This window comes from Pseudomonas sp. MYb13 (assembly GCF_002980075.1).
Lineage (GTDB): Bacteria > Pseudomonadota > Gammaproteobacteria > Pseudomonadales > Pseudomonadaceae > Aquipseudomonas > Aquipseudomonas lurida.
This window is the reverse complement of record NZ_PCQI01000026.1, coordinates 23,192-46,580: the sequence shown is the minus strand read 5'-3', so window position 1 is coordinate 46,580 and position 23,389 is coordinate 23,192. Positions and strand designations below refer to the sequence as shown.

Sequence of the window (23,389 nt, the reverse complement as noted above, 5' to 3'; positions counted from 1 at the left end):
TGTGTGCCCCCACCATGAACCTCGCCCCCAACCTCCCCGAAGACCCCGTGATGCAGCAACTCTTGCAACTGCTGCACGAAGAAATCGGCCTGCCGAAACACAAGACGATCCGCCTGCAAACCTCACTCAATTTCGACCTCGGCTGTGACGGCAGCGAGGCCAAGCAACTGATGGAAGCGCTGGAACAGGAATTTGCCCTCGACCTGGGCGACTACGACACTTATCGTTACTTCAACCCGCCGGTGTTCGATGTGTTCCTCAAACGCCGAGCCAAGGGGCGCGGCGAAAAAGTGCCGCTGACCATCGGCATGCTCTACCTGGCCATCAAGACCCACAGCTGGGACACACAGACGCTGGAAAACCTGAGCTGATCCCAAGAACACCGCTCCCACAGGGGTTATGCGTTAATCTGGCGATTAGAGCCATAAAAAGGGACCTTACATGGACGTAACAATGGGCCTGCTGGCCGCCCTGCTCTGGGGCGGTACGGATTTTCTCGTGGGTCTCAATGCCCGCGCCGTCGGCGTTAAACGCGCGGTGTACTTCGGCCAAGCGCTGGGGTTCCTGATCATGACCCTGCTGCTGGTCATCCTTCCAAGCTTCCTGTTCAAGTCCCTCGATGCCCCGCTGAGCGTCTGGCTGCTGGGCATCGCTGCGGCCCTGCTCACCGTGTCCGGCGCACTCGCGCTGTCCAAGGCGTTCGCGCTGGGTAAAGCCGCCCTCGTAGCGCCACTGGTGACGTCCTACGGCGTAGTGACCACACTGCTGTCATGGGCCAGTGGAGAACACATCAACCTGACGCAACTGGGCTGCATCGCGCTGTGCGTCATCGGCGTGACCCTCTCCAGCATGCACAAGGACAACGACATCCCCCACAACAACCCACGCCTGTCCATTGCCTACGCCATGCTCGCCGCATTGCTCTACGGCACCAGCTTCTGGCTGCAGGGCCGCTACACACTGCCGGCGTTGGGGCCAATCGCCATGCTCTGGCTGGGTTACTTGGTGGGCCTGTGCGTACTGGTGGTGATGGTGGTGAAGATCAAGGATGGCCTGAAGATCCCACCGCTGAAAAACTGCGCGACGCTGACCGGTGCGAGCGTGATGAACCTGGGCGGGTTATCGGCGTTTTCGTGGGGCGCGATGGCGGGGTCGGTGTCGGTGGTGACGGTGATCAGTACGTTGTCGGGAGGCATTGCGGCGATCCTGGGGTTTGTGTTTTTCAAGGAGCGTCTGTCGGCGGTGCAGGTGCTTGGGGTAGTGCTGGTACTGGTCGGCGCCGTGGTGTTGCACATCGCCGACTAAGGTGACGCCCACAAAAAAGCCGCCCACGAGAGGCGGCTTTTTCACAACGATCGAATCTTACAACTTGGGACCCGCGGCCTTGATCGCATCGCTCACTTCAAACTTCTTGAAGTTCTCGATGAACAGACCCGCCAGTGCCTTCGCCGCTTCATCGTAAGCAGCCTTGTCAGCCCAGGTGTTGCGTGGGTTCAACAGGCCAGTCTCAACGCCCGGTACGGCCAATGGCACGTCGAGGTTGATGGTGTCGAGGTGTTCGGTTTCGGCACCGATCAACGCACCGCTCTGGATCGCCGCGATGACGCCGCGAGTGGTCGGGATGTTGAAGCGCTTGCCGACGCCGTAGCCGCCGCCGGTCCAGCCGGTGTTGACCAGGTAGACCTTGGAGCCGAAGCCGCGGATGCGCTTGATCAGCAGCTCAGCGTATTCGCCAGCCGGACGCGGGAAGAACGGTGCGCCGAAGCAGGTGGAGAAGGTCGACTTGATACCGCCGCCCGACCCCATTTCAGTCGAACCCACCAGTGCGGTGTAGCCAGACAGGAAGTGGTAGGCCGCTTGTTCTTCGCTGAGAATCGACACGGGCGGCAGTACGCCGGTCAGGTCGCAGGTCAGGAAGATCACAGCGTTCGGCTCGCCGCCCAGGTTCTTCTCGGAACGCTTGGCAACGTGCTCCAACGGGTAGGCGGCGCGGCTGTTCTGGGTCAGGCTGACGTTGGTGTAGTCGGCGTGCTTGGCATCGTCGATCACGACGTTTTCCAGCACGGCGCCATGCTTGATGGCCTTCCAGATCACCGGCTCGTTCTTCTCGGACAGGTCGATGCACTTGGCATAGCAACCGCCTTCGATGTTGAACACCACGCCTTCGCCCCAGCCGTGTTCGTCGTCACCGATCAGGTAACGGCTTTCATCGGCGGACAGGGTGGTTTTACCCGTACCCGACAGACCGAAGAACAGGGTCACGTCGCCTGCTTCGCCAATGTTGGCGGCGCAGTGCATTGGCAGTACGTCGGAAGCCGGCAGCAGGAAGTTCTGCACCGAGAACATGGCTTTTTTCATTTCACCGGCGTAGCGCATGCCAGCGATCAGGACTTTTTTCTGTGCGAAGTTGAGGATCACGCAACCGTCGGAGTTGGTGCCGTCACGCTCTGGCACGCATTCGAAGTTGGCGACGTTGAGCACTTGCCACTCTTCACGACCGGCCGGGTTGTACTGGGCCGGGTTGATGAACAGGCAACGACCGAACAGGTTCTGCCAGGCAGTCTGGGTGGTCATTTTCACGGCCAGGTAGTGGTCTTCGGCAGCCCCTACGTGAACATGGGAAACGAAATGCTCTTGCGCGTTGTTGAATGCTTCTACACGGCTCCACAGGGCATCGAACTTGTCGGCCGGGAACTTGCGGTTGATCGGGCCCCAGGCAATGGAGTCCTGGGTGGAGGGCTCTTCAACGATGAAACGGTCGACTGGCGAACGGCCGGTACGGTGACCGGTTTCGACGACCAGCGCGCCAGTATCGGCAAGCACGCCTTCACCGCGCTGCAGGGCTTCTTTGACCAGATCGTCAACACTCAGATCGGTGTATACGGCGTTATTGGCTTGCGTCATGAGGTTCCCCGTCGGCCTGAGGCCGAGTGCTCCAAACGTTTTGTAGTAGAAAGTTGCGCACTACTACCGCGAAAAAAGTGGGCCGGATTATGCCAGAAAAGCCCAAAAAGAGTAGGGCCCTCCCGTCAGAACAGCGCTAATCCGGCATTTGTCAGGTGATTCACCTGTGCTTAAACGTTTTAGTGGCGGGTGTCGGAAGGGGTGTCGATGCCTGCGCCGGCGAACAATTGGGCGACATCGGCCGCATCGAACAGGTAGCGCTGGTTGCAGAACTGGCAGTCGATCTCGATATGGCCACCGTGCTCCACGACCAATTCCTGCGCATCCTCCAAGCCCAGGCTCACCAGGGCATTGGCCGAACGCTCGCGCGAGCAGCTGCAATGGAAGCGCAGGCCCTGTGCGTCGAACAGGCGCACGGCCTCCTCGTGGTACAGGCGGTGCAGGATGGTTTCGTTGTCCAGGCCCAGCAGCTCTTCAGCCGTCAAGGTGCCGGCCAGGGCGGTCAACTTGCGCCAGCTATCGGTGCGCTCATCGTCATCCTTGATGCGGTCGGCCGGCAATTGCTGCAACAGCAGGCCACGGGCACGCTTGCCATCGGCGTTGAGCCAGAACTTGGTGCCTACCTGTTGAGACATCACGAAATAGTTGGTGAAGCAGTCCGACAGGGTTTCGCCGTCCAGATCGACGATGCCCTGGTAGCGCTGGCCTTCAGTCGGGTCGACGGTAATCGCCAGCACGCCGTTGGCCATCAGGTCGGACAAGCTCGCATCCGGGGCAATCTGGTCAGCTTCGTAACGGGCCAGCCCGCGGATTTCGCGCTCGCTGGAGCATTCGATCATCAGCATCGGCACCGGCCCTTCGGAGCGCGCCTGCAGGATCAGCAAACCGTCGAACTTCATGGTGCCCACCAGCAACGCAGCGGCCGCCATCAACTCGCCGAGCAGTTGCGCGACCGGCTCCGGATAGGGGTGCTTGGCGAGGACTTCGGCATAGCTGCGCTCCAGCGAGACCAGTTCGCCGCGGGCGTCGGTCTCGTCGAAGATGAAGCGTTGGGTGAAGTCGGTATCCGGTAGATCAGTCATAGGTCTGGGTATCTGAATGGATGACAAAATGATTACAAGGTTTATAAAATTAAACGCTTTAGCACCATATTGGTGCGGCTTTCTCCTGGAAACAGAGAGCTTCATAGAGCGAAGAGGGACAGTTTATGAACAATCCGGGTTTGTTCCAAGCCAAGTGGAACCTCCGGCAATGGGCTCTTTGCAATCTACTCGCTATCGGACTGCTGTGTTTTTGGCTGTGGCCCACGGGCCAGATGCTGTGTGTGATTTTCGACGAGTGGCTGTTTCATCTGCTCAATGACCCGCTGGCGAGCAACCCGGCATGGCTGCATGTGTGGGCTGTCGCCAGTTTGCGGCCTTTTGATGCGGTAGTCGGGGTGATTCTGCTGGCGCTGCTGATCCGGGGAGAATGGGTGTTCAAGGCCGTGCAGGTGCGCCAGGCACTGTTAGGTTTTGTCGGCATTCTGCTGCTGTTGCTGTTTATCCGCATGCTGTTTTCCAAACTCGCGGCGCAGATGGGCTGGCAACACAGTAGCCCGTCAATGGTTATCAGCGGGGCGATCCAGATGAGCGACTATTTCCCGGGGCTGGAGAAGACCTGGGAATTGAAGGACCGTTCGAGCCAGAGTTTCCCGGGGGATCACGCTTCGGTCTTGTTGATCTGGGCGATGTTCATGACCGTGTTCGCCAAGCGCTTCAGCCAGGTGCTGGTGATCTGGGGCCTGGCGCTGCTGTTCATGATGCCGCGCCTGGTGGCGGGCGCGCATTGGGGTCAGGACGATTACATCGGCGGCGTACTGCTGGCGCTGTTGGCGCTGGGATGGGGGTATTACACACCGTTTGCGGCGAAAGTATCGGGTGGGTTGTTGCGTGTGACGGCGCCGGTGTTCGGGCTGTTCCAGCGGGTGCCGGTGATCGGCCGCCTGAGCGTCATGAGCTCGCCGCAATAACAGAACGGTGGCGAGTGGGCTGCCACAACAAGCCCGTTCGCCCCCCATAACGACTCGCCTGCGGCGCTAATCGTCATTGCCACTGCCGCGGAACTTGAACAGATCGCGGCGCTGCTTCTTGCTCGGCTTGCCGTCGGTGGTCATGCCGGTGGCGCCCGCCTTGCGCATGGCTGCCGCGTTTTCGCGCTTGGCAACGCTGGCCTCCGTCTCGGTGTACAGCGCCTGCGCTTCAGGCGCTCCGCGACGCACAATGGAAAGCGCCTGAACCACCACGGTCTTTTCGTCGAAACCGGTACGAATCTGAAACTCATCACCGACACGTGGCTCTTTGCCTGGCTTGCAGCGCTCGCCGCGATGATGAACCTTGCCGCTCTCGATAGCGGCCTTCGCCAGGGCACGGGTCTTATAGAAACGCGCGGCCCACAGCCACTTGTCCAGACGGACCTTTTCTTCCTCTTCCTGCTTTTGAGCCACTTGAATTCCTCGCTCTGAAAAATGTCGCAACTTTACCGTTGAAACCCTTCGACGCATAAACCCCAAGGCTCACCTAAGATACGCCAGGTAGCACCCTGTTTTCGCGAGGATACGCTGTGACCGAATTCCCCCCTTCACTCACCTCGCCCAACCAGCGTTGCGTGGGTTGCCAGCAAAGCGAGCCCCTGGGGTTCGATTTCGCGTTCGCTTACCAGCCTATCGTAGACCTTCGGGACCACTCGATCTTTGCCCACGAAGCCCTGGTGCGCGGCCCGCACGGCGAAGGCGCGTTGTCGGTGCTGGACCAGGTCAACGAAAGCAACCGCTACCGGTTCGACCAACGCTGTCGAACCCAGGCCATCGCCGGGGCGTCGGCCCTGGGCATGCAAACCCATCTTTCGATCAACTTCATGCCCAATGCCGTATACCGTCCGGAATTGTGCATCCGTAGCACCTTGGAGGCGGCGCGCGCGCATAATTTCCCGCTGGACCAGCTGATTTTCGAGACCTTGGAAAGCGAGCACGTAGATAACAATCGCCATTTGACGAATATTCTGCGTGAATACCGCGAATTCGGCTTCAAGACCGCCATCGACGATTTCGGCGCGGGCTATTCGGGGCTGAACCTGCTGGCCGATTTCCAACCTGACCTGATCAAACTCGACATGGCGCTGATCCGTGATGTCGATAAGGATCGTGTCCGTCAAGTCATCGTCCAGGGGATTGTCACAATCTGTGAGCAGTTGGGGGTTACTGTCATCGCCGAAGGCATCGAAAGTGCCGGCGAGCGTGACTTCCTGTCCGACTGCGGAATATTTCTGATGCAGGGTTACTGGTTCGCCAGGCCTGCATTCAAGGCCCTGGCCGAGGTTTCCCCTCAGGCCTGGGCGAATTGATCGGTTATCCATATTGAAGACATTTGACCATTTGACCGTTGTGGGTCTGCGTGAGTGGGTGGCACTTCCCGACTTGGGAGTGGCAGGCCTGCGCGCGAAGATCGACACGGGTGCGAGTACCTCAAGCCTGCACGCCACCGACATCGAACCATTCGAGCGCGATGGCGAGAAATGGGTGCGTTTTACCGCGCACCTGGGCAGCGTGGTGCAACTGCGCCACCGTCGCTGCGAAGCGCCCCTGGTAACGATGAAAACCATCAAGAGTTCGAACGGCCATGCGCAGGTGCGCTATGTCATCAGCACCACGCTGGCGATGGGTGATCGGGTCTGGCGTGTGGAGTTCACCCTGGCCTGTCGCAAGGCCATGCGCTACCGCCTGTTGCTGGGCTCCAAGGCGCTGATTGACGGCCAGTTGGTGGTCAATCCCGGTATCAAGTACGTTCAAGACAAGCCGGTGTTCCCGGTCTCTACTATTTCTGCCCCAGGTGCTGCATGAAGATTGCTGTGCTGTCGCGAAACCCGCGTCTGTATTCCACCCGCCGCCTGGTTGAGGCCGGCACCGAACGTGGCCACGAAATGGTGGTGATCGACACGTTGCGGGCCTATATGAACATTGCCAGCCACAAGCCGCAGATCCACTACCGGGGCAAGCCGCTAGAAGGGTTTGATGCCGTGATCCCCCGTATCGGCGCGTCGGTGACGTTCTACGGCTGTGCGGTGTTGCGCCAGTTCGAAATGATGGGGGTGTTCCCCCTTAACGAATCGGTTGCCATTGCTCGCTCGCGCGACAAGTTGCGCTCGCTGCAGTTGCTGTCGCGACGCGGAATCGGCCTGCCCGTTACCGGCTTTGCCCACTCCCCCGACGACATCCCCGACCTGATCGACATGGTCAATGGCGCGCCGCTGGTGATCAAAGTGCTGGAAGGCACCCAGGGCATCGGAGTGGTGCTGTGTGAAACCGCGACGGCGGCGGAGTCCGTGATCGAGGCTTTCATGGGGCTCAAGCAGAACATCATGGTGCAGGAATACATCAAGGAAGCCGGCGGTGCAGATATCCGCTGCTTCGTGGTGGGTGACAAGGTGATTGCGGCGATGAAGCGCCAGGCCAAGCCGGGTGAGTTCCGCTCCAACCTGCACCGTGGCGGCAGCGCCAGCCTGATCAAGATCACCCCTGAAGAGCGTATGACCGCACTACGGGCAGCCAAGGTGATGGGGTTGAGTGTGGCGGGTGTGGACATCCTGCGGTCCAACCATGGGCCGCTGGTGATGGAGGTGAACTCATCGCCAGGCCTGGAAGGTATTGAGACCACCACAGGGAAGGATGTGGCGGGAATCATCATTCAACATCTGGAAAAGAATGGTGGGCCGAATATGACCAGGACCAAAGGCAAGGGTTGAAGGCACTCGACCTATCAAGCGCTATAAAACAAGTGTGGGAGCGGGCTTGCCTGCGATAGCGGCGGTTCACTCAACTACAATGTTGAATGTGCCGACCTCATCGCAGGCAAGCCCGCTCCCACATATGGACTGGGTTGTTGCTTAGACCGCATCTCGGGGTAGCATCAGGCCAAGCGGCAAGCGCACACGTGCTTCCAGGCCACCCTCTTCGCGGTTGCGCAACTCGACATTGCCGCCATGCATCGAGGCAATCCGCCGCACAATCGCCAATCCCAGCCCGGTTCCCTTACCCCCCCGGGCACGGTCGCCACGGGTGAAGGGGTTGAAGATCCCTTCCAACTCGTCTGGGTCGATGCCCGCGCCCCGGTCCATCACGCTCAGCACCACGTAAGGCGCAGTGCTGTCGCCAGACACGTACGCCGCGACTTCCACATCTGAACCTGCGTGGTGCAAAGCGTTGCCAATCAAGTTGTTCAACAGGCGCTTCATCGACACTCGACGCAACGCAAACGGCTGGATCGGCTCCAGGCGCATGCGCACCTGTTCGCCGTTCTGGTTGTAGGGCGCGACCACCTCACGTACCAGGTCGGTCAGGTCGACCTCCTCTACCACCTCATCACGGCCATCGCGGATAAACGCCAGGAACTGGTCGAGAATTGCGTCCATGTCCTCAATGTCGCGGACCATGTCATCGGTGAGGTCGGTATGGTTGCCCATCAATTCCAGAGACAAGCGCAGTCGCGTCAACGGTGTACGCAGGTCATGGGACACCCCAGCCAGCATCAACTCGCGTTCGCGCCCGGCTTGTTCGACGTCCTCCGCCATCTGGTTGAACGCACCGTACACCTCGGTCATCTCACTGGGCGTATCGCTGACCGGCAGGCGCACACTGCGCCCCTGCCCGAGTTGGCGGGCGGCAAACACCAGGCGCTTGAGCGGCTGGTTGAGCTGGCGCACGAAAATCCACGCCGACGCCGTTGAAAGCAGCCCGATCGCCAGGAACCAGCCCAATACGTTCCAGATCTTCTGCCCCCGCAACGGATGCGGGTACAACGGCACCTTCAGCCAATCTTCGCCCAGGCTTGGCGCGCGTACCCATAACGCCGGCGATACATGCATGCGCAGCCGCACCTCGGTGTCCTCACCCAGTTCGGCCTGCATCTGGCGCTGGTAGATTTCACTGTAGGGCCAATGCTGCTCGCCCTCCGGCACACCCGCGCCCGCCACGCGTACAAGCGTGGCGGCCTTGGCGATTTTTTCGCGATTCTCAGGGTCAGCTGCCCAATAGGCGCGCAGCGTCAGGGCGACACCGTGGCTGTATTGCCGGTCTACCAGCACGTCCTCGTTCATCAACAGATAAACCAGCGTAAGTGCCTTGGAAAACAGAACGACGATCAGCACCAGCCAAAGGGTGCGGGAGAAGAAACTTTGAGGGAACCACAGCGGGGTTTTCATAGGAGACAGCTAGACACCTTGCAGGAACGAGCGGCGCTCGCAGAATTGCAGACGCCGGGCATCCCGTCGACTCTCATGGAGTCAAACACCGGAAGGCCCGCCTCTGCAAATCACTGGTCAACTGGTTTTATTGCCATCCGGCACAAACACATAACCTACGCCCCAGACCGTCTGGATGTAACGCGGCTTGGAAGGGTCTGGCTCGATCATCCGGCGCAGACGAGAAATCTGTACGTCGATGGAGCGTTCCAGGGCGTCCCATTCCCGGCCACGGGCCAGGTTCATCAGCTTGTCACGGGTCAGCGGCTGGCGAGCGTTCATCACCAGGGCCTTGAGTACGGCAAACTCGCCGGTGGTGAGCATGTGCACTTCATCGCCACGCTTGAGCTCGCGGGTCGCCAGCGACAGTTCGTAGTCGCCAAAGGTGACACTTTCGTCTTCGCTGCCCGGCGCACCCGGAACCGGCGGCGCCTGGCGACGCAGTACGGCTTTGACCCGTGCCATCAACTCGTCGGGGTTGAACGGCTTGGCCAGGTAGTCATCAGCGCCCAGTTCGAGGCCCTTGATGCGGCTCAGCTCATCACCCTTGGCGGTGAGCATGATGATTGGAATCTGGTTGTTCGCGCCGCGCAGGCGCTTGCAGGCGGTCAGGCCGTCTTCACCAGGCAACATCAGGTCGAGTACGACCAGGTTGAATACTTCACGCCCCAACAGGCGATCCATTTGCTCGGTGTTCGGCACCGCGCGGGCACGGTAGCCCTTGGAGTTGAAAAAACGCTCCAGCAGGCTGCTCAGCCCCGGATCGTCGTCAACGATGAGAATTTTTTCGCCTTCAGCAGTTTGTGCAGTGCTGCTCATTGGATGCTCCTCTTATCTCGGCGCGCATTATGGCGTAGCTGCCGTTATACGCACCGTGTGCATTGTTAGCAGATTTTTCCTTTACCGCCAGCGAACCCGCGCCCTACAACCGTTGGCGCAATCCCCCCCAAGGACAGAACGCTGGTTATAATGCGCCGCCGCCGTGCAGGGCAACGTCAGATCGTTACCGTTTGCTGCCGAGGCTTTTTTCACCCGCTTGTCGTGGTTTTTTCGATTTCGAGGGTCAATAGGCTGCCTCTTGACCCAGGCAGCGGCGCCAGTCGGGCCGCTCAACCAGCTTCCCAAGGCCTTGTTTTCCGGGCCTGCGAGCTGCTTTTAAGAATTTCAGGTGGTTTTATGGACAGCATCAACAGCCGCATCGCCGAGGAACTCGGTGTACGCCCACAACAGGTCGAAGCGGCCGTCGCTCTACTGGATGAAGGCTCCACGGTGCCCTTCATTGCCCGTTACCGTAAAGAAGTGACCGGCAGCCTCGACGACACCCAACTGCGTCACCTGGAAGAGCGCCTGCGCTACCTGCGAGAACTCGACGAACGGCGCATCAGCATCCTCGCCAGCATCGAAGAGCAGGGCAAGCTGACCCCGCAACTCGAGCGCGACATCAAGCTCGCCGACACCAAGACCCGCCTCGAAGACCTTTACCTGCCGTACAAACAGAAGCGTCGCACCAAGGGCCAGATCGCCCTGGAAGCCGGCCTGGGCGAGCTGGCTGACGGCCTGTTCAACGATCCGTCGCTGTCCCCGGAAGCCGAAGCCGCACGCTTCATCGACGCCGAAAAAGGCGTCGCCGACGTCAAGGCGGCCCTCGAAGGCGCCAAGTACATCCTCATGGAGCGTTTCGCCGAAGACGCCAGCCTGCTGGAGAAACTGCGTACCTACCTGAAGCAGGAAGCCATCCTCAGTGCGCGCGTCATCGCCGGCAAAGAGGAAGAAGGCGCCAAGTTCCGTGATTACTTCGAACACGACGAGCCGCTCAAGAGCATGCCGTCCCACCGTGCACTGGCGATTTTCCGTGGCCGCAACGAAGGCATTCTCAGCTCCGCGCTGAAAGTTGGCGACGAGCTGCCAGGCACCATGCACCCATGCGAAGGCATGATCGGTCAACAATTCGGCATCCAGAACCAGAACCGTCCTGCGGACAAGTGGCTCGGTGAAGTCGTGCGCTGGACCTGGAAGGTCAAGCTCTACACCCATTTGGAAACCGACCTGCTGGGTGAGTTGCGCGACGGCGCCGAAACCGAGGCGATCAACGTATTCGCCCACAACCTGCACGACTTGCTGCTGGCCGCGCCGGCCGGCCCGCGCGCCACCCTGGGCCTCGACCCGGGCCTGCGTACCGGCTGCAAGGTTGCCGTGGTCGACTCCACCGGCAAGCTGCTGGACCACGCCACTGTGTATCCGCATGTGCCGCACAACAAGTGGGACCAGACCCTCGCGATTCTGGCCGCCCTGTGCGCCAAGCATTCGGTGGACCTGATCGCCATCGGCAACGGCACCGCCAGCCGTGAGACCGACAAGCTGGCCGCCGAACTGATCAAAAAATACCCAGCCATGAAGATGACCAAGGTCATGGTCTCCGAGGCCGGCGCTTCGGTGTACTCGGCGTCGGAACTGGCGTCCAAGGAATTCCCGGACCTCGACGTGTCGATCCGTGGCGCAGTGTCCATCGCCCGTCGTCTGCAGGACCCACTGGCCGAGCTGGTGAAGATCGACCCTAAATCCATCGGCGTCGGCCAGTACCAGCATGACGTGTCGCAGCTGAAACTGGCTCGCGGCCTGGATGCGGTCGTGGAGGACTGCGTGAACGCCGTCGGCGTCGACGTGAACACCGCCTCCGTGGCACTGCTGGCACGGATTTCCGGCCTCAACGCTACCCTGGCGCAGAACATCGTCAGCCACCGCGACGAAAACGGCGCGTTCAAGACCCGCGCAGCGCTGAAAAAAGTCGCACGCCTGGGCGAAAAAACCTTCGAACAAGCCGCCGGCTTCCTGCGCGTGATGAATGGCGACAACCCCCTGGACGCCTCGGCAGTTCACCCGGAAGCCTACCCGCTGGTACAACGCATCGCCGCCGAGACCGACCGCGACATCCGTTCGCTGATCGGCGACGCCGCGTTTCTCAAGCGCCTGGACCCAAAGAAGTACACCGACGAGACCTTCGGTGTGCCGACTATTACCGACATCCTGCAAGAGCTGGAAAAACCTGGCCGCGACCCACGTCCCGAGTTCAAGACCGCCGAGTTCCAGGACGGCGTCGAAGACCTCAAGGACCTGCAACTGGGCATGATCCTCGAAGGCGTGGTGACCAACGTGACTAACTTCGGCGCTTTTGTGGACATCGGCGTGCATCAGGACGGTTTGGTGCATATCTCCGCGCTTTCGGAGAAATTCATCAAGGACCCGCGCGAAGCGGTGAAAGCCGGTGACGTGGTCAAGGTCAAGGTCATGGAAGTCGACATCCCACGCAAACGCGTCGGCCTGTCGATGCGCATGAGCGACACCCCCGGCGAGAAAATCGACGGTGCCCGTGGCGCCCGTCCGGGTTCCGCACCGCGCCAGTCGCAGAACACTGCGCCGCGCAAGGAAACCGCTACGGCAGCACCAAGCAACAACGCCATGGCCTCGCTGTTCGCTAACGCCAAACAGTTGAAGAAACGCTGATGGAAATCCCGGCCGGCTTGACCCAGAGCGCCTTCAGCGAACTGATCGGCTGCCGCCTGCAACGTCTTGAAGAAGGCGTTGCCGAGGTGGCCCTGACCCTGGAGCCCCAGCTGCGTAATCGCGCGGGCAAGCTCCATGGCGGGGCGATTTTCAGCCTGGTGGACATTACGATGGGGCTGGCCTGTTCCAGCGCCCATGGTTTCGACCAGCAGAGCGCGACTATCGAGTGCAAGATCAACTACATCCGCGCCGTGTCTGACGGCGACGTGCTGTGCACCAGCCGGGTGATTCATGCCGGCCGCCGCACGCTGGTGGTCGAGGCTGATGTGTATCAGGACGAACGACTTGTCGCAAAAGCACAGGGCACCTTCGCTGTCCTATAGCTCCCCACCCCCGATTTGAGTTAATTTCGGCGCTGCAGCAACGGCGTCGGAATTTTCTCGCTGCGCTGTAGCCAAATTCATGGAGTGAAGTCGGCATTTTCAGAACGGGTCAAATTGACTCTAAACCAGGCGATCACGCCAGTTTTAACTTCACCCTTGTAGACCGTCCTGCCCACCCCCATATTGGGGCGACTGACGCGTGAAGGAATCCAACTTGAGCGAACTTCTCAACCGCCGCCTGGCCCTGCTCGGCAAGCGCGAACACCTCTCCCTGCTAGAGCAGTGCTTGCACGGCATCGAGCGCGAATGCCTGCGTGTCACCGGTGAGGGTCGACTGGCGCAAACGCCGCACCCTGAAGCCCTGGGCGCCGCGTTGACCCATGAACAGATCACTACCGACTACTCGGAATCGCTGCTGGAGTTCATCACTCCTGCGCTGCCCAACCCGGCCGATACCCTGAGCAGCCTGGACAAGATCCACCGTTTTGCCTACACCAAGCTCGGCAGCGAATACCTGTGGAGCCCCTCGATGCCGTGCCCGTTGCCGGCCGAGGAAGATATTCCGATTGCCTACTACGGCACCTCCAATATCGGCCAGCTGAAGTACGTGTACCGTAAGGGCCTGGCCCTGCGTTACGGCAAGACCATGCAGTGCATCGCCGGCATCCACTACAACTTTTCCCTGCCGGAACAGTTGTGGCCGTTGCTCAAGGAGACTGAAGGGTTTGTCGGCACCGACCGCGACTACCAGTCCACCGCCTACATCGCGCTGATCCGTAACTTCCGTCGCTACAGCTGGCTGTTGATGTACCTGTTCGGTGCGTCCCCTGCCCTGGACGCGGGCTTCTTGCGCGGGCGTTCGCACCAGTTGGAAGTATTGGACGCCGACACCCTGTACCTGCCGTACGCTACCAGCCTGCGCATGAGCGACCTGGGTTACCAGAGCAACGCCCAGGCCGGCCTCACGCCGTGCTACAACGACCTGAGCAGCTACACCGACAGCCTGCGCGAAGCGGTGGCAACGCCCTACGCGCCGTACGTCGAAGTCGGCACGCACAAGGATGGTGAGTGGGTGCAGCTCAACACCAACATCCTGCAGATCGAAAACGAGTACTACTCCAACATCCGCCCCAAGCGCGTGACCTACACCGGCGAGCGGCCGATCCAGGCGTTGATGGCCCGTGGCATCCAGTACATCGAAGTGCGCTGCCTGGACATCAACCCGTTCTTGCCGATGGGCATCGACCTGCAAGAGTCGCGCTTCCTCGACGCCTTCTTGCTCTACTGCGCGCTGAACGACAGCCCACTGTTCGCTAACAACGAGTGCGGCAACGCCACCTCCAACTTCCTCAGTGTGGTCAAGGAAGGCCGTCGCCCGGGCCTGCAATTGCAGCGCCAGGGCCAAGCGGTGGACATGAAGGAATGGGCTGCCGAGCTGCTGGAGCAGATCGCGCCGCTGGCCGCCTTGCTGGATGAGAGCCACGGCATCACCGAGCACAGCCAGGCGATGGACGCTCAGTTGGCCAAGGTCAAGGACCCGTCCATGACCCCTTCGGCCCAGGTGCTGGCAGCGATGGCCGAGCGTAAGGAAAGTTTCGCGCAGTTCTCCCTGCACCAGAGCCAGCTGCACGCCGAGCATTTCCGCAAGGAACCGCTGCCGGCGCAAGAGCAGGCCCGTTTTGAAGAGCTGGCGCGCACATCGCTGGCGCAACAAGCGGAGCTGGAGCAGAACGAAGTGGGCGATTTCGATGTGTTCGTCGGTTCCTACCAGGCCAGCATCCTCGCCATCAGCAACTGATAACCCTACGCAAAACCTGGTGGGCGCGGGCTTGCTCGCGAACGCGGTGGATCAGTCGATATTCCCGGCGACTGACACTGCGTGTTCGCGAGCGAGCCCGCCGCCACATGGCCTGTGCGCCTTCAAGATCCACGTTCACTTCTACTAATAAGCTAATTCGAAAATGTTATTTATTTTCGAATTCTTAGATCATTTAGTCTCCTCACACGCCGACCCTCGGCCGCCTGATTGAGGAGCTTCCCCCTTGAAACTGCTAACCCCTCTGCGCCTCCTGGCCGCATTGTCCCTGGCCGGTGCCAGCCTGTTTGCCCAGGCGGCGGATGTGACCATCGCTTACCAGACCACCGTGGACCCGGCCAAAGTCGCCCAGGCCGACGGTGCCTACGAGAAAGCCACCCACGCCAAGATCGACTGGCGCAAATTCGACAATGGCGCCGACATCATCGCCGCCATCGCTTCCGGCGACGTGCAGATCGGCTACCTCGGTTCCAGCCCGCTGACCGCGGCGATCACCCGTAAAGTGCCGGTGGAAACCTTCCTCGTCGCCACCCAGATCGGCGGCGCCGAAGCGCTGGTGGCACGCGACGGCTCCGGGATCAACGGCCCTCAGGACCTGATCGGCAAAAAGATCGCCGTACCCTTCGTGTCCACCGGGCACTACAGCCTGCTGGCCGCGCTGAAGCACTGGAACATCGACCCGTCCAAAGTGACCATCCTCAACCTCGCGCCACCGGCAATCATCGCCGCCTGGAAACGCGGCGATATCGACGCGACCTACGTGTGGGACCCAGCCCTGGGCGTCGCCAAAGAGAACGGCAAGGTGCTGATCACCTCTGGTGAACTGGCCAAGTTCGGTGCGCCGACCTTTGATGCCTGGATCGTGCGCAAGGACTTCGCCGAGAAGCACCCGGAAATCGTCACCGCGTTCGCCAAAGTCACCCTGGATGCCTACGCCGCATACCGCAAAGACCCACAAGCCTGGCTCGCCGACACAGGCAACGTCGACAAACTGGTGAAACTGTCCGGCGCCAAGGCCAGTGATATCCCCTTGCTGCTGCAAGGCAACGTCTACCCGCTGGCGGCCGACCAGGTGACCCTGCTGGGCGCACCCACCACCAAGGCCGTGACCGATACCGCTGCGTTCCTGAAGGAACAAGGCAAGGTCGAAGCGGTGCTGCCGGACTATGCCCCTTACGTCAGCGCCAAATTCATCACCCACTGATTCGGGAGTTCATTGCGATGGCCTTGCTACAGCTGGAGCGCATCAGCGCACAGTACCCAGGCGCCACAGAACCGGTACTGTCAGACATTTCACTCGACCTGGGGCCCCAGCAATTGCTGGTGGCCCTCGGCCCGTCCGGCAGTGGCAAGACTTCGCTGTTGAACCTGATCGCCGGCTTTGTCGAACCGTCTGCCGGGCGCATCACCCTCGATGGCGTGCCGGTCAAAGGCCCCAGCGCCGAACGCGGTGTGGTGTTCCAAGACGACGCCCTGCTGCCCTGGCAAGATGTGCTGGCCAACGTCGGTTTCGGCCTGGAGCTGGCCGGCCTGCCCAAGGCGCAACGCGAAATCCGCGCCCAGGAAATGCTCGCGCTGGTCGACCTGGCCGGTTTCGACAGCCGCCGCATCTGGCAGCTTTCCGGCGGCCAGAAGCAACGTGTCGGCCTGGCCCGCGCCCTGGCGGCCGACCCTCGCGTGTTGCTGATGGACGAACCCTTCGGCGCGCTCGATGCCTTCACCCGCGAACAGATGCAGGAACTGCTGCTGCAAGTCTGGCGGCGCACGGCCAAGCCGGTGTTCCTGATTACCCACGACATCGAAGAGGCGGTATTTCTCGCCACCGACCTGATCCTGCTGGCGCCCAACCCCGGCCAGATCGTCGAGCGCCTGAGCCTGGACTTCGGCCAACGCTACGCCGCCGGTGAGTCGGCGCGGGCGATCAAGTCCGACCCGCGTTTTATCGAAACCCGCGAACACGTGCTGGGCAAGGTGTTCTCCCAACGGCAGGTGTCCGCATGAGCAGCTACGAACTCCCCGCTACCGCCACCCAGACGGTGACGCACACGGTTATCCCGGTACGTCGCAGCCTGAGCACGCGCTGGATCAGCCTGCTGACCCTGGTCGCCTTGCTGGTCATCTGGTGGGCCGTCACCGCCACCGGCCTCATAGAGCCGCTGTTCCTGCCGCCGCCGTCTGCCGTGCTGCAAAAAGGCTGGCTGCTGGCGACCACGGGCTACATGGACTCCACCCTCTGGCAGCATCTTGGCGCGAGCCTCAGCCGTATCGGCCTGGGCCTGGGCTTTGCCGTGCTGACCGCCGTGCCGGTGGGCATTGCCATCGGTGCCAATCGTATCGCACGGGGAGTGCTCGACCCACTGATTGAGTTCTACCGGCCGATTCCGCCGTTGGCCTACCTGCCGTTGATCGTGATCTGGTGCGGCATTGGCGAGCTGTCCAAGGTGCTGCTGATTTACCTGGCGATCTTTGCGCCGATTGCCATCGCCACCGCCACGGGCGTGCGCACGGTCGACCCGGCCAAACTGCGCGCCGCGCAGTCGCTGGGCGCCACCCGCGCCCAACTGATTCGCCATGTAATCCTGCCGAGCGCCCTGCCCGACATCCTCACCGGCGTGCGCATCGGGCTGGGTGTGGGCTGGTCGACACTGGTCGCAGCAGAATTGATCGCGGCCACCAGCGGCCTGGGCTTCATGGTGCAATCGGCGGCGCAGTTCCTGGTCACCGATGTGGTCGTGCTGGGGATCCTGGTCATCGCCCTGATCGCCTTCGCCATGGAAATGGGCTTGCGCGCCCTGCAGCGCAAATTAGTGCCTTGGCATGGCCAGGCACATTGAGTGAGAACAGCATGAGCAGCCTGACCGTTACCCCATTAAGCAGCGCACTGGGCGCCCAGATCAGTGGCGTCGACATCACCCAGCCGCTGACCCCCGAACACCGCGACGCCATCGAACACGCGTTGCTCGCCCACTCGGTGTTGTTCTTCCGTGGCCAAGAAATCAACCCGCAACAACAGGCGCGGTTTGCGGCGAACTTCGGTGACCTGCACATCCACCCGATCTACCCCAACGTGCCGGAACAGCCCGAAGTGCTGATCCTCGACACCGCCGTCACCGACGTGCGCGACAACGCGGTGTGGCACACCGACGTGACCTTCCTGCCCACCCCGGCGCTCGGCGCGGTGCTCAGCGCCAAGCTGCTGCCGGCGTTTGGCGGCGACACGTTGTGGGCCAGTGGTATTGCAGCGTATGAGGCACTGTCCGAGCCGTTGAAGCGCTTGCTCGACGGGCTGACGGCTACCCATGACTTCACCAAGTCCTTTCCGCTGGAGCGCTTTGGCAACACCGCCGAAGACCTGGCGCGCTGGGAAGAAACCCGCAAGAAGAACCCACCGTTGTCGCACCCGGTGGTGCGTACGCATCCGGTGAGTGGGCGCAAGTCGCTGTTCGTGAGTGATGGGTTTACCACCCGGATCAATGAGCTTGAGCCGGCGGAGAGTGAAGCAATCTTGAAGCTCTTGTTTGCCCACGCGACACGTCCGGAATTCACCATCCGCTGGCGCTGGCAGGAAAATGACGTGGCGTTCTGGGACAACCGCGTGACCCAGCATTACGCGGTGGATGACTACCGGCCGCAGCGACGGGTGATGCACCGAGCGACGATCTTGGGCGACGTGCCGTTCTAAACCCTCGTGAAGTTCAAATGGGGGAGCGGGCAAGCCCGCTCCCCCAGGTTGATCGAGTGGTGTCGGGTTATTCAGCGGTCGAAGGCTTTTCCCAAAGGTTGATGCCGCCTTCCTGCGCAAAGCGATCAATCTCCGCCAGTTCTTCGGCACTGAAGCTCAAGTTCTTCAACGCCCCCACGTTCTCGATGATCTGCTCCGGTCGGCTGGCACCGATCAGCGCACTGGTCACCCGAGGGTCACGCAGCGTCCAGGCCAATGCCAGTTGCGCCAGGCTCTGGCCACGACGCTGGGCGATTTCATTCAGCGCACGCACGTGGGCAATGTTGGCCTCGGACAGGTGCTTGGCCTGCAACGAACCGCCACCCGGCCGATTCACGCGTGCATCGGCCGGCACACCGTTGAGGTATTTGTCGGTCAGCAGCCCTTGGGCCAGCGGTGTGAAGGCAATCACCCCGGCACCGAGTTCTTCGGTGGTGTCCAACAGGTCTTTTTCCACCCAGCGGTTGAGCAGGTTATAGGCCGGCTGGTGGATCAGCAGCGGCACTTTCCACTCGTTGAGCAGGGCGGCGATTTCGCGGGTTTTTACGCCTGAGTAGGACGAGATACCGATGTACAACGCCTTGCCTTGTTGCACCGCAGTGGCCAGGGCGCTGGCGGTTTCTTCCAGTGGGGTATCGGCGTCGAAGCGGTGGGAGTAGAAGATATCCACGTAGTCGACACCCAGGCGCTGCAGGCTCTGGTCGAGGCTGGCCAGTACGTATTTGCGCGAACCGCCGCCCTGGCCGTAAGGGCCGGGCCACATGTCCCAGCCCGCCTTGCTGGAGATGATCAATTCGTCGCGGTAGTGCTTGAAGTCTTCGCGCAGCAGACGGCCGAAGTTGATCTCGGCACTGCCGTACGGCGGGCCGTAGTTGTTGGCCAGGTCGAAGTGGTTGATCCCCAAGTCGAACGCGGTGCGCAGGAGGGCGCGCTGGGTGTCGATCGGGGTGCTGTCGCCAAAGTTGTGCCACAGGCCCAGGGACAGTGCAGGCAGCACCAATCCACTGCGACCGACGCGGCGATACGGAATAGATTCATAGCGGTTTTCGGCAGCAATGTAAGTCATCGAATCCTCTCTTGGACGTAGGCAAATAAGGCCTGGGAATAACGATATTCCCAGGCCTTTTAACCAGCTGAATCGCTTAAGTCTGCCTGTCCGTTTTACAGCAATTTCCTACCAGAGTGGAACGACATAGCTGACATAAAAGCGGTTTTCATCTTGCACGGTGGCGCCGGTAATGTCCGGGCTGGCGTGGGCGTTTTTCCAGGTCACGCCGAGGCCTTTGAGGGTGCCGGTGGGCACTTGATAGGCGACGGCGACGTTACGTTCCCATTCGCTGGTAGTGCCCTGCGCCGTGCGAATGTCATCGCCATGGGCGTAGGCGGCGGAGAATGTGAGGCCGGTCAGGCCGAGCTTGCCCAAGTCATATTTGTACTGCGCCAGCCAGGTGCGCTCGCCGGCGTGCTGGAATTTGTTCAACTGCATGTTGGTCAGCGCCGGCGTATCGGCACCTGAGCCTGGTCCCTGGCGGTTGTCGCCGCTGTTCAGGCCGGAATCCAGATACGGGAAGTCGCTGTCACCGCTGTTTTTCTGGATACCCAAGCCAACGGTGTGGCCGTCCAGGCTGTAGCTCTCAAGCACGCTGGCGGTGGTCTGGTTGATGCGGCCCTTGCCCGCGCCGTCCCCGTAAAGGCCAGCCGCGGCGAAATCGTTGTCACCGTCGGCGTTGCCGCCCACACCCAGGCTGCGGAAAACGCGCACATCGGTGTCGATGGCGCCCACGGACAAGGCGTCATGCCGCTTGGCGCCGAGGAAGAACTGCTGGTAGTAATCCTCAAGGTTGGAATACCACAGGCTGACCGTGGTGTTCTGGATGCCGGTGTAGTCCGCACCGCCGAACAGGAAACGGTCGCTCTGCTGGGTGCCGCCGGCGGTGATCATGCCTTGATCGCCGGTTTCATTGCGGATCTTGGTCTTGAAGATGTCGCCGCCGGTGAAGGTGAAGTCACTGAAGTCCTTGGACACCAGCTGCACACCCGTGTTGGTCTGCTGGTACAGGCGCCCGTCGGTATTGGCTAACACCGGGTTGTTGCCGTAGAGCGTACCAACGCGCAACTCATCCTTGGCAAACCGCATCTTGAACGTCGGGCTCAACACGCCGAACTGGTCGGCGGACTTGCCGTTGTCCAGCGGGAACATGCTGCCGGGGTAACGGCCTTGATGATCCTTGTCGTTGAGGTCGCCACCCGAGTCCAGCTTCAACCCATAGAACGCCTGCAGGTCCAGGCCCAAGCCCACGGGCCCCTCGGTGTAGCCGGACTTGAAGTTGAACTCGAAACCCTGGCCCCAATCACGAATGCTGTGGGCCTTGGCGTTGCTGTTCACCACATCACGCCCCTGCTGGTTGAGATAGCGATTGAGCAGGGTCACATCGGCGTGGCTGTCATCGGCAAAATCGGCATGGGCGGACAGCATAAAGCTCGCCACGGCAACACCCACCATGGGGCTTAATAACGTCTTCATGGGTACCTGTCTCCGTCACTGTTCTGAAATGAAAGCGTCAAACGCTTCACACAATTACGCAGTGGCCAGATGACAGTTGCGCGTCAAACAGCGACGTGGACGGATGAAATTAAATTTAAGAAACCCTTCTACTACGCGGCTTAGCGGGCACTTTCGAAGTTTTTGGCGAGCCCGTCGACCAACCGGCCTGCCTCGCTGATGGACAGCTCGATGGCCCGGTAACGCGCCTGGCGGGAGGGTCTGACCTGCAGGGACAATTGGCGCCCCGCAGGTCATACCCGAGCCTCAGCGCACCAAGTGCAGGAACTGCAGGTGCCGCTCGTACTGGTCGAGGATGTCGTTGATGATCTGCTCCTTGGTGTAGCCGACCAGATCGTAGTCCTGGCTACCCTCGCTCAGGTGCACTTCCGCACGGTAGTAGCGACGGTTGTTGAGCTGCTTGGACCCCATGCCGCCGCGTGCAAAGGACGGCGTGAAATAGCCGCGCATCTGCACCTGATAAACGAACGGATGCTCTTCGCCGTGGCCGATTTCCAGGCTGACGCTGTCATTGGACGGGTCGGGCTGGGTAACCACGCTGAGGCCTTTTTCGACAAACACCGCCGTCACCTCTTCAATCGCCGGGCGCACCGTGGTCTCAAGGAACCGGTACACCTCGTCCCGTGACGGGAAATGCACGGCCTGGCTCAAGCGCTGGCGCCAACCGCCCGTGCCCTTGCGTGAGCCCGACACCGGCGCCAACGAGTGCAGTTGGGCGATCTGCTTTTGCGACTCGAGGTAGAACGCCTTGTGCAGCCCCCACATCATCAGCAACAGGATCATCGAGAACGGCAACGAGGTGAGCACCACCGCTGACTTGAGCGAGTCGATACTGCCGGCGAACAACAGCGCGCTGGTGACCAACGCGGTCATCGCGCCCCAGAACACCCGCAGCCACTTCGGCCCGTCTTCATCGGCGTTGCCGCCCTTGGACGACAGGGTCGACAGCACCACGGTGCCGGAGTCGGCGGAAGTGACGAAGAACACGAAGCTGATAAACACCGTGACCGCGATGACGGTCTTGCTCCACGGGTAGGTTTCCAGCAGCAGGTAGAGGCTCATCGACGGGTCATCGATAGCCGACTGGCCCAACGCTGTCAGCCCGTGGTTGAGCACCTGGTCGATAGCGCTGTTGCCGAAGATCGACATCCACGCCAGGGTGAAACCCAGCGGGATCAGCAGCACGCCGAACACGAATTCGCGGATGGTGCGACCACGGGAAATACGCGCGATGAACAGGCCCACGAATGGCGACCACGCGATCCACCAGGCCCAGTAGAACACCGTCCAGCCGCCCAGCCAGTCGCTGGGTTTGTCGTAGGCGTACACGTCGAAACTCTTGGTCGGCAAGGCGCCCAGGTAATCACCGATGTTCTGGATCAGCGTGTTGAGCAAGTGCTGGGTGGGCCCGGCGAACAACACGAACAGCAGCAGCGCACAGGCCAGCAGCATGTTGATGTCGGACATCACCCGCACGCCCTTGTCGACGCCGGAAACGGCGACCAGGATCGCCGCGCCCATCATCAAGGTGATCAGGCCGACCTGAATCCACTGGGTGTGGGCAATACCAAACAGGTAATCGAGCCCGGAGTTGAGGTGCAACACACCAAAACCCATATCGGCGCCGAGGCCGAACACCGTGGCGATGATGCCAAAGCCATCCACCGCGTAGCCGATGGGGCCATTGATGCGCTTGCCGATCAGCGGGTACAGCGCCGAGCGCAACGCCAGCGGCAGGTTATGCCGGTAGGCGAAGTACGCCAGGGCCATGCCGACGAAGGCGAACACACCCCAACCGTGCAGGCCCCAGTGCAGAAACAGAATCTGCATGGCCTGGCGCGCGGCATCGGCGTTCATCGGCGCGCCCTGGGGCGGTTGCACCAGGTGCGTCAGCGGCTCGGAAACACAGAAGAAAAACAGCGTGATGCTGATCCCGGCGGCGAACAGCATGCCGGCCCAGGACAGGTAACTGAATTCGGGCTCGTCGTGGTCGGCACCGAGTTTTATCTTGCCGTAGCCCGATAGCGCGGTGACCACCACGAAGACCAGATACAGGGTCATCGCCAGCATGTAGTACCAGCCGACCGTATTGGCCGCCCAGTTTTGCGCTGCCAGCAGCCAGGCACCGGCCTGTTGCGGGATAGCGATGACAGTGATCCCGAACAGCAGGATAAAGGACGCGGCAAAATAGAAGACGGGCGCATTCATGCGCACCAGTCCGCTGGAGG

At 61.1% G+C, this 23,389-nt stretch carries 21 protein-coding genes; 13 read left to right on the top strand and 8 right to left on the bottom strand.

The window, feature by feature from the left end; all coding sequences use genetic code 11:
• Both CQ002_RS27130 and CQ002_RS27125 read left to right on the top strand, forming a co-directional pair.
• Positions 1–371 (top strand): DUF1493 family protein (locus tag CQ002_RS27130; protein ID WP_256589527.1); only part of this gene is annotated, 371 nt, incomplete at its 5' end.
• 70 nt (positions 372–441) lie between these two features.
• Positions 442–1,305, top strand: a complete 864-nt coding sequence (locus CQ002_RS27125) for an EamA family transporter (protein WP_234010375.1) — start codon at positions 442–444, stop codon at positions 1,303–1,305.
• A gap of 57 nt (positions 1,306–1,362) precedes the next feature.
• Here the strand turns inward: CQ002_RS27125 and CQ002_RS27120 are convergent, their stop codons facing one another.
• Together CQ002_RS27120 and hslO are read right to left on the bottom strand one after the other, a co-directional pair.
• On the bottom strand, positions 1,363–2,904 hold the full coding sequence (locus CQ002_RS27120; RefSeq protein WP_034108643.1) for a phosphoenolpyruvate carboxykinase: 1,542 nt from the start codon (positions 2,902–2,904) through the stop codon (positions 1,363–1,365).
• 179 nt (positions 2,905–3,083) lie between these two features.
• Positions 3,084–3,986, bottom strand: a complete 903-nt coding sequence (gene hslO / locus CQ002_RS27115) for an Hsp33 family molecular chaperone HslO (protein ID WP_034108641.1) — start codon at positions 3,984–3,986, stop codon at positions 3,084–3,086.
• Between the two features lie 125 nt (positions 3,987–4,111).
• On the opposite strand from hslO, the gene CQ002_RS27110 reads away from it, so the two are divergent.
• Positions 4,112–4,915 carry a phosphatase PAP2 family protein gene (locus tag CQ002_RS27110; RefSeq protein WP_105161480.1) on the top strand — a complete coding sequence of 268 codons (804 nt, stop codon included), beginning with the start codon at positions 4,112–4,114 and terminating at the stop codon, positions 4,913–4,915.
• 66 nt (positions 4,916–4,981) lie between these two features.
• Here CQ002_RS27110 and CQ002_RS27105 read toward each other — a convergent pair whose 3' ends face one another.
• Positions 4,982–5,389: an RNA-binding S4 domain-containing protein gene (locus CQ002_RS27105; protein ID WP_034108637.1), complete on the bottom strand. Its 408-nt coding sequence runs from the start codon at positions 5,387–5,389 to the stop codon at positions 4,982–4,984.
• Between the two features lie 116 nt (positions 5,390–5,505).
• Here CQ002_RS27105 and CQ002_RS27100 point away from each other — a divergent pair, with 116 nt between their 5' ends.
• Genes CQ002_RS27100 through rimK form a run of 3 tightly spaced genes read left to right on the top strand, consistent with a single transcriptional unit; the run spans position 5,506 to position 7,683 of the window.
• Positions 5,506–6,285, top strand: coding sequence for an EAL domain-containing protein (locus CQ002_RS27100; RefSeq protein ID WP_098465572.1), 780 nt, complete (start codon positions 5,506–5,508; stop codon positions 6,283–6,285).
• A 31-nt stretch (positions 6,286–6,316) separates the two neighbouring features.
• Positions 6,317–6,781: an ATP-dependent zinc protease gene (locus tag CQ002_RS27095; RefSeq protein WP_262409492.1), complete on the top strand. Its 465-nt coding sequence runs from the start codon at positions 6,317–6,319 to the stop codon at positions 6,779–6,781.
• Positions 6,778–7,683 (top strand): 30S ribosomal protein S6--L-glutamate ligase, encoded by a 906-nt coding sequence (gene rimK / locus CQ002_RS27090; RefSeq protein WP_010214091.1) that lies wholly within the window; start codon positions 6,778–6,780, stop codon positions 7,681–7,683. Before CQ002_RS27095 ends, rimK begins: the two co-directional genes overlap by 4 nt.
• A gap of 141 nt (positions 7,684–7,824) precedes the next feature.
• Here rimK and CQ002_RS27085 read toward each other — a convergent pair whose 3' ends face one another.
• Positions 7,825–9,138: an ATP-binding protein gene (locus CQ002_RS27085; RefSeq protein WP_034108632.1), complete on the bottom strand. Its 1,314-nt coding sequence runs from the start codon at positions 9,136–9,138 to the stop codon at positions 7,825–7,827.
• A gap of 117 nt (positions 9,139–9,255) precedes the next feature.
• Entirely contained in the window at positions 9,256–9,996 is a 741-nt protein-coding gene (gene ompR / locus CQ002_RS27080; protein WP_016979041.1) for a two-component system response regulator OmpR, read from the bottom strand.
• Positions 9,997–10,353: 357 nt separating this feature from the next.
• On the opposite strand from ompR, the gene CQ002_RS27075 reads away from it, so the two are divergent.
• From CQ002_RS27075 to tauD, 7 genes are all read left to right on the top strand, one after another.
• Positions 10,354–12,678 (top strand): Tex family protein, encoded by a 2,325-nt coding sequence (locus tag CQ002_RS27075; RefSeq protein ID WP_105161479.1) that lies wholly within the window; start codon positions 10,354–10,356, stop codon positions 12,676–12,678.
• A complete protein-coding gene (locus CQ002_RS27070) occupies positions 12,678–13,061 on the top strand; it encodes a PaaI family thioesterase (protein ID WP_034108628.1) in 384 nt (127 codons plus the stop codon). Before CQ002_RS27075 ends, CQ002_RS27070 begins: the two co-directional genes overlap by 1 nt.
• A 214-nt stretch (positions 13,062–13,275) precedes the next feature.
• Positions 13,276–14,859: a glutamate--cysteine ligase gene (gshA, locus tag CQ002_RS27065; protein ID WP_105161478.1), complete on the top strand. Its 1,584-nt coding sequence runs from the start codon at positions 13,276–13,278 to the stop codon at positions 14,857–14,859.
• 244 nt (positions 14,860–15,103) lie between these two features.
• Positions 15,104–16,081 carry a taurine ABC transporter substrate-binding protein gene (tauA, locus tag CQ002_RS27060; RefSeq protein WP_034108624.1) on the top strand — a complete coding sequence of 326 codons (978 nt, stop codon included), beginning with the start codon at positions 15,104–15,106 and terminating at the stop codon, positions 16,079–16,081.
• 17 nt (positions 16,082–16,098) lie between these two features.
• Complete coding sequence (gene tauB, locus CQ002_RS27055; protein ID WP_105161477.1) at positions 16,099–16,878, top strand: taurine ABC transporter ATP-binding subunit; 780 nt, start codon at positions 16,099–16,101, stop codon at positions 16,876–16,878.
• Positions 16,875–17,711, top strand: coding sequence for a taurine ABC transporter permease TauC (gene tauC / locus CQ002_RS27050; protein ID WP_098465569.1), 837 nt, complete (start codon positions 16,875–16,877; stop codon positions 17,709–17,711). Before tauB ends, tauC begins: the two co-directional genes overlap by 4 nt.
• 11 nt (positions 17,712–17,722) lie before the next feature.
• Entirely contained in the window at positions 17,723–18,559 is an 837-nt protein-coding gene (gene tauD / locus CQ002_RS27045; RefSeq protein ID WP_069021148.1) for a taurine dioxygenase, read from the top strand.
• Positions 18,560–18,626: 67 nt separating this feature from the next.
• Here tauD and mgrA read toward each other — a convergent pair whose 3' ends face one another.
• From mgrA to betT, 3 genes are all read right to left on the bottom strand, one after another.
• Positions 18,627–19,664 carry an L-glyceraldehyde 3-phosphate reductase gene (gene mgrA, locus CQ002_RS27040; RefSeq protein WP_012721676.1) on the bottom strand — a complete coding sequence of 346 codons (1,038 nt, stop codon included), beginning with the start codon at positions 19,662–19,664 and terminating at the stop codon, positions 18,627–18,629.
• A 108-nt stretch (positions 19,665–19,772) separates the two neighbouring features.
• On the bottom strand, positions 19,773–21,101 hold the full coding sequence (locus CQ002_RS27035; protein ID WP_105161476.1) for an OprD family outer membrane porin: 1,329 nt from the start codon (positions 21,099–21,101) through the stop codon (positions 19,773–19,775).
• Between the two features lie 306 nt (positions 21,102–21,407).
• Positions 21,408–23,369, bottom strand: coding sequence for a choline transporter BetT (gene betT, locus CQ002_RS27030; RefSeq protein ID WP_174555869.1), 1,962 nt, complete (start codon positions 23,367–23,369; stop codon positions 21,408–21,410).
• Positions 23,370–23,389 lie beyond the last annotated feature (20 nt).

Coding starts and splice junctions, on each gene's coding strand:
- CQ002_RS27125 (WP_234010375.1), top strand. CDS start 442: ATGGACGTAACAATGGGCCTGCTGGCCGCCCTGCTCTGGGGCGGTACG.
- CQ002_RS27120 (WP_034108643.1), bottom strand. CDS start 2,904: ATGACGCAAGCCAATAACGCCGTATACACCGATCTGAGTGTTGACGAT.
- hslO (WP_034108641.1), bottom strand. CDS start 3,986: ATGACTGATCTACCGGATACCGACTTCACCCAACGCTTCATCTTCGAC.
- CQ002_RS27110 (WP_105161480.1), top strand. CDS start 4,112: ATGAACAATCCGGGTTTGTTCCAAGCCAAGTGGAACCTCCGGCAATGG.
- rimK (WP_010214091.1), top strand. CDS start 6,778: ATGAAGATTGCTGTGCTGTCGCGAAACCCGCGTCTGTATTCCACCCGC.
- CQ002_RS27085 (WP_034108632.1), bottom strand. CDS start 9,138: ATGAAAACCCCGCTGTGGTTCCCTCAAAGTTTCTTCTCCCGCACCCTT.
- ompR (WP_016979041.1), bottom strand. CDS start 9,996: ATGAGCAGCACTGCACAAACTGCTGAAGGCGAAAAAATTCTCATCGTT.
- CQ002_RS27075 (WP_105161479.1), top strand. CDS start 10,354: ATGGACAGCATCAACAGCCGCATCGCCGAGGAACTCGGTGTACGCCCA.
- CQ002_RS27070 (WP_034108628.1), top strand. CDS start 12,678: ATGGAAATCCCGGCCGGCTTGACCCAGAGCGCCTTCAGCGAACTGATC.
- tauB (WP_105161477.1), top strand. CDS start 16,099: ATGGCCTTGCTACAGCTGGAGCGCATCAGCGCACAGTACCCAGGCGCC.
- tauC (WP_098465569.1), top strand. CDS start 16,875: ATGAGCAGCTACGAACTCCCCGCTACCGCCACCCAGACGGTGACGCAC.
- tauD (WP_069021148.1), top strand. CDS start 17,723: ATGAGCAGCCTGACCGTTACCCCATTAAGCAGCGCACTGGGCGCCCAG.
- mgrA (WP_012721676.1), bottom strand. CDS start 19,664: ATGACTTACATTGCTGCCGAAAACCGCTATGAATCTATTCCGTATCGC.
- CQ002_RS27035 (WP_105161476.1), bottom strand. CDS start 21,101: ATGGTGGGTGTTGCCGTGGCGAGCTTTATGCTGTCCGCCCATGCCGAT.
- betT (WP_174555869.1), bottom strand. CDS start 23,369: ATGAATGCGCCCGTCTTCTATTTTGCCGCGTCCTTTATCCTGCTGTTC.